The 18,250-nt window shown below is 38.8% G+C and carries 11 protein-coding genes; 3 read left to right on the top strand and 8 right to left on the bottom strand.

The genetic code is table 11. From position 1 onward, the window contains the following. Positions 1-468: 468 nt before the first annotated feature. Both porT and ubiE read right to left on the bottom strand, forming a co-directional pair. Positions 469-1,167: a type IX secretion/gliding motility protein PorT/SprT gene (porT, locus tag G6N06_RS00365; protein ID WP_163514072.1), complete on the bottom strand. Its 699-nt coding sequence runs from the start codon at positions 1,165-1,167 to the stop codon at positions 469-471. Between the two features lie 36 nt (positions 1,168-1,203). Further along, on the bottom strand, positions 1,204-1,932 hold the full coding sequence (gene ubiE / locus G6N06_RS00360) for a bifunctional demethylmenaquinone methyltransferase/2-methoxy-6-polyprenyl-1,4-benzoquinol methylase UbiE (RefSeq protein ID WP_163514071.1): 729 nt from the start codon (positions 1,930-1,932) through the stop codon (positions 1,204-1,206). 210 nt (positions 1,933-2,142) lie between these two features. Here ubiE and trkA point away from each other — a divergent pair, with 210 nt between their 5' ends. Both trkA and G6N06_RS00350 read left to right on the top strand, forming a co-directional pair. Continuing rightward, the gene (gene trkA / locus G6N06_RS00355; protein ID WP_163514070.1) at positions 2,143-3,492 is read left to right on the top strand and encodes a Trk system potassium transporter TrkA; all 1,350 of its coding nucleotides are present in this window, start codon (positions 2,143-2,145) and stop codon (positions 3,490-3,492) included. Between the two features lie 92 nt (positions 3,493-3,584). After that, complete coding sequence (locus G6N06_RS00350; protein WP_163514069.1) at positions 3,585-5,078, top strand: TrkH family potassium uptake protein; 1,494 nt, start codon at positions 3,585-3,587, stop codon at positions 5,076-5,078. Here G6N06_RS00350 and G6N06_RS00345 read toward each other — a convergent pair whose 3' ends face one another. From G6N06_RS00345 to G6N06_RS00325, 5 genes are all read right to left on the bottom strand, one after another. Beyond that, entirely contained in the window at positions 5,079-7,769 is a 2,691-nt protein-coding gene (locus G6N06_RS00345) for an FIDD domain-containing protein (RefSeq protein WP_163514068.1), read from the bottom strand. It abuts the gene before it with no gap. Between the two features lie 425 nt (positions 7,770-8,194). After that, a complete protein-coding gene (locus G6N06_RS00340; RefSeq protein WP_163514067.1) occupies positions 8,195-9,751 on the bottom strand; it encodes a RagB/SusD family nutrient uptake outer membrane protein in 1,557 nt (518 codons plus the stop codon). A gap of 11 nt (positions 9,752-9,762) precedes the next feature. Further along, entirely contained in the window at positions 9,763-12,867 is a 3,105-nt protein-coding gene (locus G6N06_RS00335) for a SusC/RagA family TonB-linked outer membrane protein (protein ID WP_163514066.1), read from the bottom strand. A gap of 596 nt (positions 12,868-13,463) precedes the next feature. Then, positions 13,464-14,648 (bottom strand): pyridoxal phosphate-dependent aminotransferase, encoded by a 1,185-nt coding sequence (locus G6N06_RS00330; RefSeq protein WP_163514065.1) that lies wholly within the window; start codon positions 14,646-14,648, stop codon positions 13,464-13,466. 13 nt (positions 14,649-14,661) lie between these two features. Beyond that, a complete protein-coding gene (locus tag G6N06_RS00325) occupies positions 14,662-15,762 on the bottom strand; it encodes a fatty acid desaturase family protein (RefSeq protein WP_163514064.1) in 1,101 nt (366 codons plus the stop codon). Positions 15,763-15,906: 144 nt separating this feature from the next. On the opposite strand from G6N06_RS00325, the gene rsmG reads away from it, so the two are divergent. Continuing rightward, the gene (rsmG, locus tag G6N06_RS00320; RefSeq protein ID WP_163514063.1) at positions 15,907-16,536 is read left to right on the top strand and encodes a 16S rRNA (guanine(527)-N(7))-methyltransferase RsmG; all 630 of its coding nucleotides are present in this window, start codon (positions 15,907-15,909) and stop codon (positions 16,534-16,536) included. Positions 16,537-16,573: 37 nt separating this feature from the next. Here the strand turns inward: rsmG and G6N06_RS00315 are convergent, their stop codons facing one another. Next, positions 16,574-18,232 (bottom strand): T9SS type A sorting domain-containing protein, encoded by a 1,659-nt coding sequence (locus G6N06_RS00315; protein ID WP_163514062.1) that lies wholly within the window; start codon positions 18,230-18,232, stop codon positions 16,574-16,576. Positions 18,233-18,250: the final 18 nt, after the last annotated feature.

The following is an 18,250-nucleotide window of genomic DNA, read 5'->3' as shown; positions in this document are numbered from 1 at the left end:
AGATGGAATAACGGTCAACTCTAATCAGGGACATTCAATTAGAAAATTAACCCATTAATTTATATCAGTTATCATCTGCGAAAATCCGCGAAATCTGCGGGAAACAAGAAGCTCAAAACAATATGAGGCATTAGGGATTAGTGAAGTATTGACCCATTAATTTATATCAGTTATCATCTGCGAAATCTACGTAATCCGCGGGAACCCATAAACCAAGAACCTGTCCATGCAGTTTTATTTGTTTTTAGTCGACGGTTTTGAAATTATTGCCAAAATGATCTATCGAGAAATCTGTGTAACCCGCCCCTGCCTGATGGGCAACTTGGTGTCTTAAAATAAAAGCTATTGCACAAAGGGATCACAAAGTAGACGCGAAGTTGCACAAGGGAGATAATGTATTTTATAACTACTTATTCTGCGAAAATCTGCGAAAATCTGCGGAAACCGCGGGAAACTCGAAACCCGAATCTACTGAAACGTAAAATTCACAAAAACACCACGTGTTTTCATGTTGGCTATATTGCCTGTCCATGGGCTATCCGGATCTGAATCTCTAACCAATTCATCATTGATGGCAAAAACACCTCTTATGGACGGCGTAAACTTAAACCACTCCAAATAAAAATCAATTCCAAAGCCAACTTCATAAAAGAGCATGCCTTTTTTTGTTCGGAACTGTCCTGAGTTATTGTCATCTGGGTTGTCTTGATTGCTCGATAAATTTAAAGCGGTTGAAAGACCGCCTACGACAAAAGGCTTGAAATTGTTGATGCGTTTCGTACTCGCTTTTAATAATAACGGAAAGTGGATATAGGTGGAATTGACCTCTCGGAACAAATCTGACGGATTGGTGGTGGCAAAATCATATTGCAGATTTCTTTTGGAAATGTACAATCCCGGTTCAAGGCGTAAATTAAAATAATCGTTGATGCGCAAATCTCCAACTAATCCTACATTAAATCCAACACTGGTTTGGACCACGATGTCTTTTAGGTCGGCTTCATACTGAAACTTAAAGTCATAACTGTTAAAACCTAGAAAATAGCCCCAGGTTAAAAGGTCCTTATCAAAATTCTCTTGATTTTTTACTCTTTCCTTGGTAAATAGTTGCGCTGATGCCGAATTGCAGATCAGTAAAAGTAGAATGATGATTCCAGTTTTTTTCATTGTATTGAGATGTCTAGGTCAATTTATTACGGATCACTACTTGGTCGCCCTATAAATGGTGGCCACACCAAAGGTTTGAGGTAAATCCTTAACATTGTTAAACCCAATTTGTCTTAAAATATTGTTTAAGTCTTCACCATAAGGAAAAACAGATGCCGATTCGCTTAAATAAGAATAGGCTACCCGATCTTTTGAAAAGAGTTTTCCGATACTTGGTAAAATATATCGCGTATAGAATTTGTAACCTTGTTTGAAAGGGGTTTTGATGGGCACGGACGTTTCTAAAATCACAAAAGTGCCATTAGGTCTTAAAACACGCAAGATTTCGGAAAGTCCTTTCTCTAAATTTTCAAAATTTCGAACTCCAAAAGCGACAGTGATTGCATCAAAACTATTGTCGTCAAAAGGAAGGTTTTCAGAATCGCCCAGCGTCATTTGTATTTTATTGTTGAGCTTTTTATCGGCAATTTTTTTACGGCCTACTTCAAGCATCCCATCACTAATGTCCAATCCAATAATTTCCTGCGCACTTGTCTGTGCAAGGTTGATGGCTAGGTCACCAGTTCCGGTGGCAATATCAAGGATACGATTAGGTTGTGTTTTTGCAATGATGTCCACAACTTTTTTTCGCCATTTAATATCAATTCCAAATGAAATGACCCGGTTGAGACCATCGTATTCCTTTGAAATAGTATCGAACATTTTGGTCACTTGTTCCTTCTTGTTCGCCTGACTATCCTTATATGGTTTTACTTTTTCTGACATTGCAATATTTTTGGCAAAACTACATATTTTTTCATTGCAATTTTGTCAATATGATGCGAAAAGCTGAAAAATGTTAGCCATGACCAATGATACAGCAGGACATTATACATTGGACTTTTAAATGATAGAAAACCATTATATCCTTTCTAAATTAAATAAGAGACTTGTAAATATCTTATATTTGTATCTCTTTTTGAATAGATGTATTAAATGAAAATAATCATTTCAGGTGCTGGTGAAGTTGGATTTCATTTGGCAAAACTTTTATCCTACGAATCCCAAGAAATCACTTTAATTGATACAAAAAAGGAAAGTTTGGTTTATGCCATTGACCATTTGGATATTAGGGTGATTAAAGGAGATACTACCTCCATTGCAGTCTTAAAGGATGGTAGGGTTGCAAATTCAGATCTGTTTATAGCCGTAACTTCTTCAGAAACTACAAATATTACAGCCTGTGTACTGGCCAAGCAACTTGGCGCTAGACGAACTATTGCGAGAATTTCAAATACAGAATTTATTGAACAGAAAGATGAGGTTGGTTTTTCCAAATTTGGGATTGATGAGTTGATTTCTCCAGAATCTTTGGCCGCGGCAGAGATTGAACTGCTTTTAAATCAGTATGGTTTTGATGACGGCTATGAATTTGAACAGGGCGCATTGACCATGTTGAGCTTAAGGTTGTCCAAAACTGCGGCCTTTGTGGGCAAGACGGTTCAGGAGGCAGCACAAGTGTTTCCCCAGCTTCATTTTGTACCCATCGCCATCCAGCGCTTTGGAACACAATACACGATCATCCCGCGTGGAGATACAGAGTTTAAGGAAGGTGATAAGGTGATTTTCGTGACCTCTAAAGGCGGCAGTGACGAATTGTTTAAGCTTTCTGGTAAAATGAGGCTAGATGTTAAGAATGTGATGATTCTTGGCGGCAGTAAAATTGGCCATAAAACCGCAAGAGATTTGTGCCTTGCCAATTTCAACGTCAAATTGGTTGAAAGCAATAAGGATGTGGCCTTTGAACTGGCTGACGATTTGCCCAAGGTTTTAGTCATCAATGGTGACGGGCGGAATGTGGATCTCTTGGAAGAAGAGAATATTGGCAATATGGATGCTTTTATTGCCGTGACCGGAAATTCAGAAACCAATATCATGTCCTGTCTGGTAGCCAAATCCAAAGGGGTTAAAAAAACCATCGCTTTAGTGGAAAATATGGATTACTATCAGATTTCTGAATCCATCGGGATTGATACATTGATCAATAAAAAACTCCTTGCAGCCAATAATATTTTTAGATATATCCGGAAAGGGGAGGTGGTCGCCATGACCAAACTCAACAATATGAATGCTGAACTTTTGGAATTTGTGGTAAAGAACAGATCTAAAATCACGGAGAAAATGATCAAAGACATCGAATTTCCCCGCTCGGCAATTATTGGTGGCGTCATAAGGCATGGCAAGGGAATAATTCCGCTGGGCGATTTTAAAGTACAGGGTGGCGATAGAGTGGTGGTGTGTTGTCTGCCAAAAGCGATTACTGAGGTTGAGAAATTATTCTTTTAATATATAGGTGGCATATTCAAAAAATGAATGTAAATTCTCAAAACCACCAGGAACAAATAGCTTTGAATCTGTATGAGTTTGCGTAAATAGGTATGAAAATCAACTACGACATCATCTTTTATTTTTTTGGATTGTTATTGTTGTTCAATGGTGGATTTATGCTATTGGCAACTTTAGTCAGTTATATATATGATGATGGGGTTACGGCAAACCTTTTTCTTTCTGGGCTTGCCGTGGTGCTTTTTGGTGTTATTTTAATGGTAGCGACCAAAAAGCACAGCAAGGAAATGAACAAACGTGAAGGCTATATGGTGGTTACGTTTGGCTGGATTGTTATGGCTGTCTCGGGTGCTTTGCCTTATATGGTGACCGAGGTCATTCCGAGTTTTACGAGTGCTTTTTTTGAAACTATGTCCGGTTATACCACTACTGGAGCGACCATAATAAACGATATTGAAGCGGTACCGAAAGGGGTTCTGTTTTGGAGAAGTACGACCCATTGGATTGGTGGGATGGGTATAATTGTCCTGGCAATTGCCATTTTGCCGTTATTGGGTATTGGTGGGATGCAGCTATTTACCGCAGAAGCTCCAGGACCAAGTGCCGATAAATTGCACCCACGTATTACGGATACAGCAAAGCGTTTATGGTTAATTTATTTTGGCTATACCGCGGCGGAGACCCTATTGTTAAAGGCAGCAGGAATGTCGTTTTTTGATGCTATCAACCACGCCATGAGTACCTTGTCAACCGGTGGATTTTCTACGAAAAATGCAAGTGTTGCCTATTGGAATGACCAGCCGCTCATTCAATATATTATTATCACCTTCATGTTCTTGGCCGGGACAAATTTTGTGTTGAGCTATTATGCCTTCAAAGGAAAAGTTCAAAAGGCTTTAAGAGATGAAGAGTTGAATTGGTATTTCCGATTTATTGTTTCTTTTACGATCATTGCCGCATTGATCATCTATTTTAGAGCCGACTTGTCGCTTTCAACACTCGAGCATCCCATGGTTTTAGGAAAGGCGGAAAGTGCTTTTAGACATGCATTATTTCAGGTGGTGACCGTAATTACCACTACAGGATTTATTACTGCAGATTATACCTTATGGACGCCATTTTTAATGGTTTTATTTTTTGGGATCATGTTTTTGGGTGGGTCGGCTGGAAGTACCTCAGGAGGTGTAAAGGTTATGCGTCATCTCATATTGATTAAAAACGGGTTTTTAGAATTTAAGCGTGCCATTCATCCAAATGCCGTTTTACCAGTACGCTATAATTCAAAAGCCATTACAGGCGAGGTTGTTTATAATATTTTGGGATTTTTTATTTTATACATGATTTCTTTTATAGTGGGAGCCTTGGTGTTTTCAATGTTTGAGATTGATTTTAAATCGGCCATTGGACTGTCGGCATCCAGTTTGGGTAATATTGGACCAGCCTTAGGCGATTTTGGTCCAGTAAACAATTTTGCCGCATTACCTCCATTGGCACAGTGGTGGGCTTCTTTTTTAATGCTGATTGGGCGTTTGGAACTGTTTACTGTCCTGATTTTATTGACGCCTTTCTTTTGGAGAAATCGATAATTATAAGATTAGACTAAAATGACCACTTTGTTTGATCGCGTTGTTGTCGAGATCGATCAAGGTTGCAGTGAACCAATAATCTGTGGATCTTAAGACTTCACCTTTGAAGGTGCCATCCCATCCAGAATCGTTGCTTTTTAAATTCATGGTGTGCAAAAGTTTGCCGTACCTATCGTAAATTTCGATGTGTGCTGATCTGTAGAATACAGGTGAAATGCCATGAATTTTCCATATATCGTTGTATCCGTCGCCATTTGGGGTGAAATATTTTGGGAAACCAATAAATGAAATCTCCGTGGCAATTGGTGGTTCGCAATTGTTCATATCCCTTACATAAATAGTGTGAATTCCTGGCTGGACGTTGTAAAACGTATAGGATGTGCTTTGGCCGTAATAGTAGGTGCTGTCCAATGAAAATTCATAGAGGCTATCACCTGTGATGGAAACCGAAATCTCATAATCTCCAGCTTTCACCTCATCAAAAACGGGTGGAGTGATGTCATTGACAACAAACTCTTCTGTTCGTGAACACCATATCCCACGTTGCAGTTTATAAACTGTTACTGAGAAGTTTCCAGGTTCAGTAAGGTGGAATATCCGATTAGTGGATAGGATATCGCCAGAGGCGTTTCTCCATTCCCATCGGTCGTTCGACGTATTCCCATCCAAACTAATAACAGATTGTAAACTTGGATCGCAAATGGTATAACGTTGTTGAATATCTAAAGGTAATTCGGGATTTACAATTAGGTCTATGCTTCCAATTCCGTTGCATCCAGTGTCTGGATTGTCAATTCGTACCCAAATGGTCGTAGTAGCGGTGTTATGATTAGATGGAAGAGGATCAATTTTGGTCTCTGCATCCAAGAATGTGGCATAGAAGGTTAGCAGCGATGAGTTGGCCATTTGAAATTGAGTTCTTATCTCATTTTCTTTTGTAGCTAAATCGAAGGTAGCTTTGCCATTATCAGGAATTTCATCTGAATCTTCACAAGCGTATATTGGACTAAGGTTGGGCAATTCAATATGTAGAGTCTCGATAAAGAAATTACTTGTGGTTTCGCATCCCTCCGGACTAATGATTTTCACAAAAAGCTCTTGCGGGTTGCTTCTGTTTTCATAGGTTTCAGGGTTCTCTATGGCCAAATCGTTATCTAAATCCAGACTAGTCTCATAAAAAAACAGGTCGTAATCTGGGTTTGGATTGTTTATTTTTTCGGTCATGTTGTACAGATTGAAAAAAGAAAAACCATCATGGTCCAAATCACATTGCAGCAGTCGTTCATTGGCATCTATTGAAGGTAATTCATAAGCTTCAACCCTTTTGTAAAGATCTGCCTGAGCATTGTTTATAGTGATGGTGGCTTTTACCATGTACTCGCCAGATGTGCTGTATTGATGGTTAGGCTCCAAGAGTGTCGAAGTATTGCCGTCGCCAAAGTCCCATAAAACTTCTTCGACAGGAGCATAGGTATCCAACGAAAATTCGAATGGTATGTTGGTACATACATTCTCAGTGATTATCCTATTTCTGAAATAAGATTGAATGAAATTTGGTAGCCCTTTGTTAGATCGGCCAGGATTTAAATTGATGGCTAAAGGCTGAAAACCACTGTCACCTTCAAAGTTTTCAGCTTCTGTAATGACTCCAATTAGGTTTAAGGAGGTTAAGGGATTGTCTTGCTCAAAATTTGCCACGTAAATGTTTCCATTTCTGGCTAATTGCAAGCTTCCAAATTCATAAGCTCTGGTATAAGCAATTGTTAATGTTTGATCGATTCCTGTGGTGCTTTCTATGAGATGTTTTCTTAAAAAACTAGTGTTATAAGTGTCTTTGACCGTAAAATACATCAATTTAGAATCTTGTGAAAACTCTATGCCATAAGGCATATAGGTTCCGAAACCTAGAACTGAATTTATAATAGAGTGGTGATTAAATGTGACATTGTCATTGTCAAAATTGTATAAATTAATGTAATTGGAACCATAATCAGCAATGGCAAGATATTGTCCATTCGGTGAAATTTTCATTGCGCCAACTGCAGAGATCGTCCTTCTTTGAGTGGAAACAATAGGCCTTGTAGCCACACCATTTTCTGTAACATTAAATATTATAAAGTCTTGATTTGGAGCACTGGTGATGCCTGAAAGGTTGCCAAAAGCTATAACTCTTATGGTGTTGCTTTCTGCATGGTGTATGGCGGTTAGACGTTCAGTTACGGAAAGAGCAAGCCTTACATTCTTTACTACTACAGTGCCTAAAGGGTGCTGATCTGAGAATTGGACCTCAGAATAAAACAATCCTGGCAGAAATTCTGGAGATGTTGTGGACCTATTTTGTCGTGTTACAAAAATGTAATAAGTATTTGGATCATTTGGTTTGGGGATGATAATTGAAGTTTGGGTGCCATTGATTTCCCCTGCCAATTCGGTGCCATTATCCATCAACCCATGATTCCGGTTCCATACAGATTGTCCATTTGTATAAAATAGCAATTCCCCATTGCTGTCCGAAATGGTTGCGCACCCTGCCGGAGTGTCCATAGCTCCATCTGTCAATATGCTCAGGGAATTATTGCTGAAATTGAGCCCAGCTTGATCACCAAAATACCAATTGTTGGTTTCGTTTTGGCCCATGGACAGAGTGCCATATAGCAATAGCAGGAATAAGCTAACAGTTTTGTTAATCATAGTATGTAACACCTAAGCTGTTGTCGGGTTAAAAAAATATTCTCATATTGAGGGTTAAAGTTGCTAAAGTTAGATAAAATTATAGGATGTTCAGAAACTTTAAAAGCTCCATACTGAAAAACGAATTTGTGAGCGATTGATTTTTTTGTCTGGACCTCCTTAAAGAAATACTGTTCTGGCTGTTTTTCATTTCATTCTTCATTCAAATATTGATTCAGTTTACAATAGATGATTACTGTTTTTAATTCCAGAAAAAGAAATGGAAAGGGAGTTTGTTTCCATAATTCAAATTAATGGGGTGGTTCTTTCCGGAATAAGAATTTGAACAAATAAAAAACCGTCTCGAATTTCGAGACGGTCTTTGTTAGCTATACACATTGTTTTTAATAATCCATAGCTATTATTTATAGACTAACATAAATTATTTATTCCCATCCTGGATTTTGTTGTGCCGCTAAAGTAGGGTTTGCATCGACTTCCATTTGAGGTATTGGCCATAAAAATCTACTATCTGATCCTGGGATGGCATTAACGCCATAAGGTCCAGTGTAAGGAGTGCCTAATACGTAAGCAGTAGCAGGAGGGTTTCCATTAGCTACCTTCATCGGAATACCATCCATTGGCTGTAAGTCATCACCTTGTAATCTGTGAATGTCAGACCAGCGTCTGCCTTCCATTAAGAACTCAATTCTGCGTTCTTTTATGATCGCACCTACCATTGTTGCAGGTGTTGTAAAGGATGATGAAGTATAGGCTTGCGTAGCTGGATTGGCTAGAGCTCTGTTTCTAACCATATTTAGTAAGGTCAGTGACTGAGCTAAATCTGGTGTGGCTTTTCTTGCGTGGGCTTCTGCCATATTTAACAAAACTTCAGCGTATCTAATAACTGGAGCCGCATCTGTATAGTTCACACCATCTCTATATTTGGCAGTATACTTTCTGCCATCTACCGTGAATACCATACCTTCAGGAGATGCAGTGTCTCCTATTTCCACTCTGCGTTTGTCATCTACTAACCAGCTTGGGTCTCTCCAGATAATTGGGCTGATAGCTACTAAACGTCTTCTGTTATATTGAGAAGCCAAAGCAGCATTTACGCCTGGGTTGTTTGTAGAGGCCTGAAGCGTTGAGAAAATAGACTCACTATTGCCGTAGTTGTTATCAAACACTCCAATAGGCTCATCAGTTAATGTGTATACACCATTAAGCTTGTTGCCTTCTACAATCACGTTGTTCCAATCTCTCATGTGAAGGTAAACGCGTGTTTTAAATGCGATGGCTGCACCCTTAGATGCTTTTGTAAGCTGTGTGTTGGTAATCGTGTTTTCCGCATCATTTAAGTCAGTCAAAACTTTCGCATATACTTCAGCAACTGTATTTCTACCTTTAACAATTTCGGAGTCAATTTCAGCTTGTGTGTCAATACCTACTTCTCTGTAAGGAACTCCAAGATGAGATGCATCTGCAGTATAATTATATGGTCTCGCAAAATACATAAGGAGCTCAAAATGAGTAATAGCTCTTAAGAACTTAGCTTGTCCTATATAATCATTTCCTACCTCTGCTGATATGACTCCCTTTTCGATGGCATTGGTAACACCCTCTATCACTAAGTTGGTTCTGTTAATTAGTCTATAACCATCAACCCAGTAATACACATTGTTTGCTGTAGTAGGATCATAAGTTGCTGTGTAGGTCAGTTGATAAAAAGTTGCTGTATTAACAACATCTTCACCTCTGTTATCACCTTGTTGCACAAATGCTGCACCCCATATATAACCTCTTCCAGTACCTGTATACTCACCTATTGCGGCAGCATTATACATACCATTTAGAGAGCTTTCAATTAATGAAGGTGAAGAAAAGGCATCATCAAGAGAAATATTATTGACAGGACTGAGGTCTAAAAGATCTTCCTCTGAGCATGAAACCATTCCGATTCCAATAAGTGCTATTGATAAAAATTTGAATATATTTTTCATTTTATTTAATATTATAAATTAACATTTAAACCAAAAGATATGATTTTGGCTCTAGGAGTTCCATTCAAATCCACACCTCCGGTTTCCATTTCAGGATTTAATCCTTTGTAATCAGAAATGATCAATAAGTTTTGTCCTTGAATAAATAATCTAATGTTGTCAACCTTAACTCTGTCTGTAAACGACTTAGGTATTTGATAGCCTAATATGATATTATCCAAACTGATAAAGTCACCGTCCTCTATAAATCTTGTAGTGGCACTACCAGTCAAGTTAGTAAATGTATTACTGCTTGCCCACAATCTTGGCGTGATGCCATCTCCAGGATTTTCTGGACTTTGCCATCTGCCTAAAATTTCAGTGCTGTTGTTATTTAAGTTTTGGGTAACGAGATCTCTTCTTGTGGAGTTGAAAATCTTGTTGCCACCACTAAAACGGAACATGAACGTTAAATCAAAGTTTCTATAAGTCATTTTGTTAATAAGTGCGCCGTAATATTTTGGTAATGAACTGCCTAAAATGACTTTGTCAGAGTTAGCACTTAACGACGATGCTTGAGACACATCTGCAGGGTTGCTAGGATCAAAAACAGCATAACTTGTGGTGCTTATATTGCCTTGTACCAAAGAGCCGTCAGCTTTGTAATATACAGGATTCCCATTGGCTGGGTTTACACCCCAATATTTAAAACCGTACAGAGAGTTAATTGACTCACCTTCTCTAATAATTAAGTTTTGATTGATGTTCACATCACTAAATGTGCCACCAGGGATATCCTGACCTTCAGGAATACTTAAAACTTCGTTTCTGTCAAGGGTTAAGTTGGCTGTAATGTTCCAGCTGAAATTTTCATTTGAGATAGCTCTGTAGTCAATACCAAACTCCAAGCCCTCGTTGACCATTGCACCAATATTCTTTTTGATTCTACCTCCAGGAACACCTAATGATGCGGGAACTGGAACGTCTAGAATTAAACCGTCAATATCATTTTTGTAGTAGTCAAACGTTAATCTTAGCTTGTTGTTCCATAAGGCGGCGTCCAATCCAAAATCAGTCTTTTTACTGGTTTCCCACAGTAATTGATCATTACCAAATTGGCTAAAAGTAAGGCCATTAAGAGTACCATATTTAGCTGCAGAGGTTAAACCCAAGTAAGGGTAACTTCCAATTTCTGTATTGCCCACTTCAGAGTACGAGCCTCTTAATTTGAATTCGTTGATAGTATTTTTAAGATTGCCAAAGAATTCCTCGTTTGCAATATTCCAACCGGCAGAATATCCTGTAAAGTTATTCCAACGATTTGCTTCGCTCAACTTTGAAATTCCATCACGTCTTATAGAGCCTTGAAGGAAATATTTTTGCTTGTAGTTGTAGTTTACACGTCCAACATAAGAAATAATTCCGTTCTCAGTGATACTACCTCCTGAAGTTTGCGTACCGTAAGCGTTTGTCACAAGATTTTGATTGTAGAATTCATCTAAAATATCAGTTCCCGTTCCAAAAAAGGATTGGTTTTTGGCCTTTTGATATTCTGATACCAAGGTCACACCTAAATTATGGGCATCATTAAATGACTTGTTATAAGACAGAATGTTTTGCATGTTCCAAGTCAACAAATCGGCATTGTTGTTTTGTAATCGTCCATTAGAGCCTCTTCCATCACCATGAGTTGGATCCCAAAATAAGAATCCAGAGGTTAATACATTGTCGGAACTTGCTTGAAATCTATAGTTTAAACCTTCAAATAGGTCTGCGGAAAGAAATGCATTTGCAAGCGTTCTATTTACTTTAGATTCATACTTGTTCTTTGCCAAAACATAGGCAATGTTTGAAATGTTGTCTCCTACAGGATCAGTATTGGTGCCTTGTCCAACAACACTATTGTCAGCTGAAAGGTTATAGCCTGTTGGATGGTCAGCATTATATATAGGGGTGTTTGGTAATTGTCTTGTCGCATTAAAAATGTTTCCGGATAGAGAATTCAATCCCGTATTGAGACCATCGTATTCTGTTCTGGTAACGGCAAGGCTTCCTCCAACAGTTAACCACTTATTTATCTTATGTTCTAAGTTTGATCTCATATTATAACGAGCCATACTGTTGGCTTTAGCCACGCCTTTTTGATTAGCGTAACCCATAGAGAAAAAGTATTTAGTGGATTCGGAGCCACCGTTCAAGGATAGATTGTGATCTGTTTGAAGAGCCCTTGAGTTTAGAACTGCATCTTGCCAATCCGTATTAAACTCATTTCCTATGGCCCATGGAGCCTGGCCTCGATTGGTACGTTTTTCATTTGCAATGATTAAAAACTCAGGAGTCTCTAATAAGTCAAAAGTTTTAATAGCAGAAGCAAAACCAGTAACATTGTTATAGCTAACTTTCATTCCACCTCTTTTACCTCTTTTAGTGGTGATCAAAATAACACCATTTGCAGCGCGTGAGCCGTAGATGGCAGTAGCTGCTCCATCTTTTAAGATTTCATAAGACTCAATATCATTTGGGTTGATATCCGCTAAACCGTTTGTTGAGGCATAACCTCCAATATCACCCGAATAAATTGGCATCCCGTCAACAACAATCAGTGGGAAGGTGCCAGAACCGATAGAAGCAATACCTCTGATTCTGACTCTTGGAGCCTCACCAATAATACCGTTGTTGGAGGTTACCTGGACCCCTGGGGCTCTACCAGCTAGTTGCGATTCAAAACTTGGGGTGACCAAGCCTTGCAAATCAGCACCTGAAACACTGGAAATGGCACCGGTGACTTCGGATTTCTTTTGGACACCGTAACCTACGACGATAACTTCATCCAATACAGATGCGTCTTCCATCAAAGTTACATTCACGGTGTTTGCTGCCCCTACAGTAACTTCTTGGGTTTTTAATCCCACGTAGGTAAATGAAAGAATATCACCTGCTTTTGCGTTTATAGAATATTTACCGTCAAAATCGGTTTGTGTTCCGGTGCTTGTTCCCTTGACCAAAATATTTACTCCAGGCAATGGCAAACCAGATTCATCAGAAACTGTTCCTGATATGGATTTTTGTTGCGCAAATGTAATTTGTGCAACCAACACTAAACAAAGTGTTAGAATTAGACTGAATTTTGTTTTCATTTATAAAATGGTTAGAATTATTGCAGCAAATGAAACGAATAATTACATATAAAGCAATAGGATGTGTTAAATAATTCTAAATATTACGATATAAGTGTTAAAAATTATTAATATCTATAATTCCATATATTCACCTTGTGACGTATGTGACTGATAATTAATCTCTTATAGGCGGTTCTAAATTAAAAATTAACATAATTCAAATTTTGTTAATTGTTTATATGTTTATTCTGTCGAATAAGTCCACTGTGCTGAAAAATTAACGGATATAATGAGTCCTGAGGATTATAACTTTCAGTCTTCTTTATGATTTTAGTGCTTTGATTTTGGTCTTCGTAATTATAATACCATTTAAAACTGTTTCGCTTTTTGTGTTTCGCTTTTAAACGGTTTGGATAAATATTAATGAATCAATTCTTTTTGAAGCGGGAAATAGGATGTTGAAGATTGCATTTTTTATTAAGGAAGGATAGTTGTTGATAAAGATAGTTCCATGTCATGTAAAACAGCTTATCTGACAGTCATCATAGAATAAAATATCATAAAAAAAGCCACTTAACTTTAAGCGGCTTTTATATTATCTGTTTGGCGGGAGTTTAATTCACTGCAGCCTTGATCCGGGACATGGCCTCTTTGATCTGTTCTTGAGAAGCTGCATAAGATAGTCTGATGCAATCAGGATTTCCAAAGGCACCACCGTCCACTGTGGCCACAAGAGCCTCTTCAAGTAAATACAAAGAGAAGTCGGCGGCGTTATTGATGGTTTTCCCTCTCAGGGTCTTCCCGAAATAATAGGAAATGTTTGGGAAAACATAAAAGGCACCTTCTGGGACATTGGTTTTAAAACCTTCGATGTCCTGGAGCAGATCGAGAACTAAATCACGACGAACCTTAAATTCGTCAATCATGAATTGAACCCTTGATGGCGATTCTTCCAAGGCGGTAATTACGGCACGTTGTGCAATACAATTGGCGCCACTAGTGATTTGTCCCTGCATTTTGTTGCAGGCCCGTGCAATTTTTTCAGGACCTCCAATATAGCCAATACGCCATCCGGTCATGGCAAATGCTTTTGAAACGCCGTTAATGGTCACTGTGCGGTCGTACATGTCTTCAAATTGCGCCATGCTTGAATGCTTACCTACAAAATTGATGTGTTCATAAATCTCATCTGACGCTACAATAATATCAGGATATTTTTGCAGTACATCCGCAAGTGCACGCAGTTCTTCCTTGCTATAAACAGAACCACTTGGGTTGCACGGAGAGCTGTACCATAGCATTTTTGTCTTAGGTGTAATTGCGGCTTCCAATTGCTCTGGTGTCATCTTAAAATCGGTTGCAATGGTTGTGGGTACTTCAACAGGGATGCCGTCATTGAGTTTTACCAAATCGGCGTAACTCACCCAGTATGGGCAAGGAATAATGACCTCGTCACCTTTGTTGATCAATACAGCGGCAAGATTGGCAAGCGATTGCTTGGCACCGGTGGAGACTACAATTTGACTGCGATTATAGGTCAAGTCATTGTCGCGTTTGAACTTTTTGATGATAGCATCTTTAAGTTCCACATAACCGTCCACGGGCGTGTAAGAACTGTAGTTGTCATTGATGGCCTGGATGGCAGCCTCTTTAATATAATCTGGTGTATTGAAATCTGGTTCGCCTAGGCTTAAACCAATGATGTCTTTTCCTTCTGCCCTTAATTCTCTGGCTTTAGCCGCCATTTCTAAAGTGGCAGAGGTAGACATGTTTAAAATTCTATCTGAAAGTAAGTTCATGTAAAAATTATGATTAAGCTTGTAGTGTTGGTTTTAGCCCCATTGCTTTTAAATGTCTGAAATGTGCTATAATTGCTTGACGCGTCGTTTCGTACTCTTTGTACGGAAGATTGAATTCGAGGGCAGTCGACTTGACAATTTTAGAGATTTTAGAATAGTGGACATGACTGATATTTGGAAAAATATGATGTTCCACTTGGTGATTTAGACCGCCAGTAAACCAGTTTACAATCTTATTGTTGGTTCCAAAATTGACTGTAGTCAATAATTGATGGATGGCCCAAGTGTTTTTCATCGTGCCATTTTCTGCGGGCAGGGGCATTTCGGCATCTTCCATAACATGTGCCAATTGAAATACCACGCTCAAAATAAGTCCAGCCACATAGTGCATTACAAAGAAGCCAATCAAGACTTTCCACCAGGCAATGTCTGTTAATATCATTGGCAATACAATCCAAATGGACACATAGATTATTTTAGAAATAACCAATTTACTCCATTCCGTTGCTGGGTTGGGGAATTTACCATAGGATAATTTCCGCTTTAAATAGCGTTTCATTTGAAGAAAATCGGTCGTAATGGCCCAGTTTATTGTCAAAAGACCATAAAGCAATACCGAATAATAATGTTGAAATTTATGATGTTTATGCCATTTGGCATGCTGCGAAAATCTTAAGATCCTTCCCGCTTCCAAATCTTCATCATGACCGTGAATGTTCGTGTAAGTGTGATGAAGTACATTATGCTGTACTTTCCAATTGTATACGTTTCCAGCCAAAATGTATATGCTGCTTCCCATTAAACGGTTGATCCATTCTTTGTTTGAAAAAACACCGTGATTGCCATCGTGCATAACGTTCATGCCAACTCCAGCCATCCCAATGCCCATCACAATAGTTAACAGCAACATTGACCAACCCGGTAAATTGAGGGTAAGAATTAAAAAATATGGAGTTAAAAATAAGGTGAACATCACCACTGTTTTTACCCATATCTTCCAGTTTCCAGTTCTTTTAAGGTTGTTGTCTTTGAAGTAATCATTGACGCGTTTGTTAAGTGTTCTAAAAAATTTTGTGGAATCAGTTCTGGAAAATGAAAGGGTTTGCTGTGTCATCGAATTTTAATTTACTATAATAACGGCAATAATTGCGCCATGATATTAATCCTGCAAAGATAATCAATTAATGTTTTGCTCTTGATACGAATATGCTAAAATAATCTGTGTAAAATGACTAATTTTGCCGGAAATTTAAATATAATGCAACTTATAAGAAAGTATTTTCCGGACTTTTCCGAAACTCAATTCAGGCAATTTGAGCAGTTGGAAGATCTTTATAAAGATTGGAATCTTAAGATCAATGTGGTATCGCGTAAGGATATTGACGAATTATATTTACGTCATGTGCTCCATTCCTTGGCCATTGCCAAGTTGATTTCCTTCAAACCAGGATCTCGAGTGATGGACGTTGGTACAGGTGGAGGCTTTCCAGGAATACCTTTGGCCATAATGTTTCCTGAAACTAACTTTCATTTGGTAGATAGTATTGCCAAGAAACTTAAAGTTGTCAATGAGGTTGTGGATTGGTTGGAATTGACCAATGTGAAAACCTCCCACAGTAGAGTGGAAGAGATCAATGAGACCTATGATTTTATTGTAAGTAGAGCCGTAGCGGCCATGCCAACCTTTGTGCATTGGGTCAAAGGGAAAGTATCAAAAAAGCAAAATCACGAACTTAAAAATGGCATCATCTATTTAAAAGGTGGCGATTTGGATGAGGAACTACAAGAGTTTCCAAAGGCTACGGTATATGCGCTTTCCGATTTTTACGAAGAAGCGTTTTTTGAAACAAAAAAATTGGTGCATCTTCCCCTAAAATACAAAGGCTGAATTGAATTCAGCCTTTGGTCTTCTATATATGATGTGATTACTTTACAAGGAGCTTTGTATTAAGGACAAACCCATTCTCGGTTTGAATGTTCAGTAAATATAACCCGGAATCGAGGTTCAAAGGAATGCTTGTGCTTTTAGAAAGTGAGGTTTTTGTCTTTAAAACCAACTTCCCTGTTAGATCCACAATTGAAATCCGTGCATTTGCAAAATCGGTACTACTCAATAAGGTCATGGCGTTAGTAACTGGATTTTGTTGCAGTTTGATGTTATGAGTATTTAAAAAATCCATTGTGCCAAGAGTGCCTTGAAGAATTTCGGTCACTGCAAACGCGACATTCCCATTGGTTAATGTAATGTGGGGTTCGTTATCTTGTGGGATATAGGTGTTGGCAAAAGGTGAGTTGTTGAGGTCTGGATTTGCGTACCAATTAGGCTCATTGTCTATGGCTAACCCACTCAAGGTTGGAATAAAATTAAAATACTGCGAGTTGAAATTATTGAAAAAATCAGTAATTAGTGGATTGGAACCATCATCAAAAGTAAATAAATCGAATTGGCCGCCGGGCGCGCTGTCCAGGCCATCAGACGTAGTTAGTGATTCTGCTGTCGCATTAAAATTGAATAAATCAAACCATATGATTAATTGGCCCTGTCCAACAAAATTGCTTACCTCAACGGATTGACTGGCTACAGGCGCAAAACGGACTGTTACCAGTGCTCTTGTATTGATGTTGCCAATAAGGGGGACAGTAACCTGTCCTGTATTAAAGGTGTGGTTGATGAGCTCCATTCCTGGAGTGCCGGTCATCTGCCCAATTCCGCTACCATTGGTAATGGCGACATTTCTCGTGTTTTGCGGGAAGCCCATAGCGTCGAGTTCATTTTGAAACGCATCTCTAAAATTTGGTGCGCCTTTAGGCGTATGGACGGAGGTATCTTGGTTTATGCCATTGGCATCTACATGACCTAAATAATGATCAATCAGCATTTGTTTGGCGGCAGGACTGTTCAATAGACCGTTCACCAATGGTTCCGCTTCTGTTATTCCAGGATCGCCGTTCACCATATAGTTAAAAAGATACTGTAATCCAATTGGCACATTGGCGCCTCGGTGTGGGGCATCAAATGAGATGTGCAGCCGTGTATCGTGATCCATGGTGTTTTGCTCCATATAGCGTAAGGCATATCTTGAGATGAGCCCGCCCATGCTTGGACCGATGACCACATTTTGTTCAGAACCCAATTTCATGCTGTTCACAGTGTTTATAAGTTCCACAAGGGTAAAGGCGTTGCGTTGAATGTAGTCGGCACCTCCCAAAAGAGTCGTGCCATCGGTAGGGCTTTGGTAGGCGGCTTCAAAATTAAGAACAACGAGGTCAAAGCCTTCATCTCTAATTAAATCGCCCAAATTCAATCCGGTATTGCCATAATTTAATAAGGCATACACCGCTGGGATGTCTCTCGAATCGTTTGGATCAAAGCCATCAATGAGAAAGATGGGTTTGTCCAATACGCCATCTACGTTGTCATAATAGATTTTATACTGAGCCGAACCCAATAAAGGAGCAACTTCATCATATCCTTGATAAGGAATGGTCGCGTCAATAGTCATAACGGGACTTTCACTACCCGGGGTTTGGGCAAATACGAAAGCATTGGTTATCAATAATAGCAGAAAGTAGTTTTTTATCATCTGAGATCTATTTTTTAG

Origin of the sequence: Gelidibacter japonicus (assembly GCF_010725055.1) — a bacterium.
Taxonomy (GTDB): Bacteria; Bacteroidota; Bacteroidia; order Flavobacteriales; family Flavobacteriaceae; genus Gelidibacter; species Gelidibacter japonicus.
The sequence above is the reverse complement of the archived record's forward strand: the minus strand, read 5'-3'. Positions and strand labels throughout refer to the sequence as shown.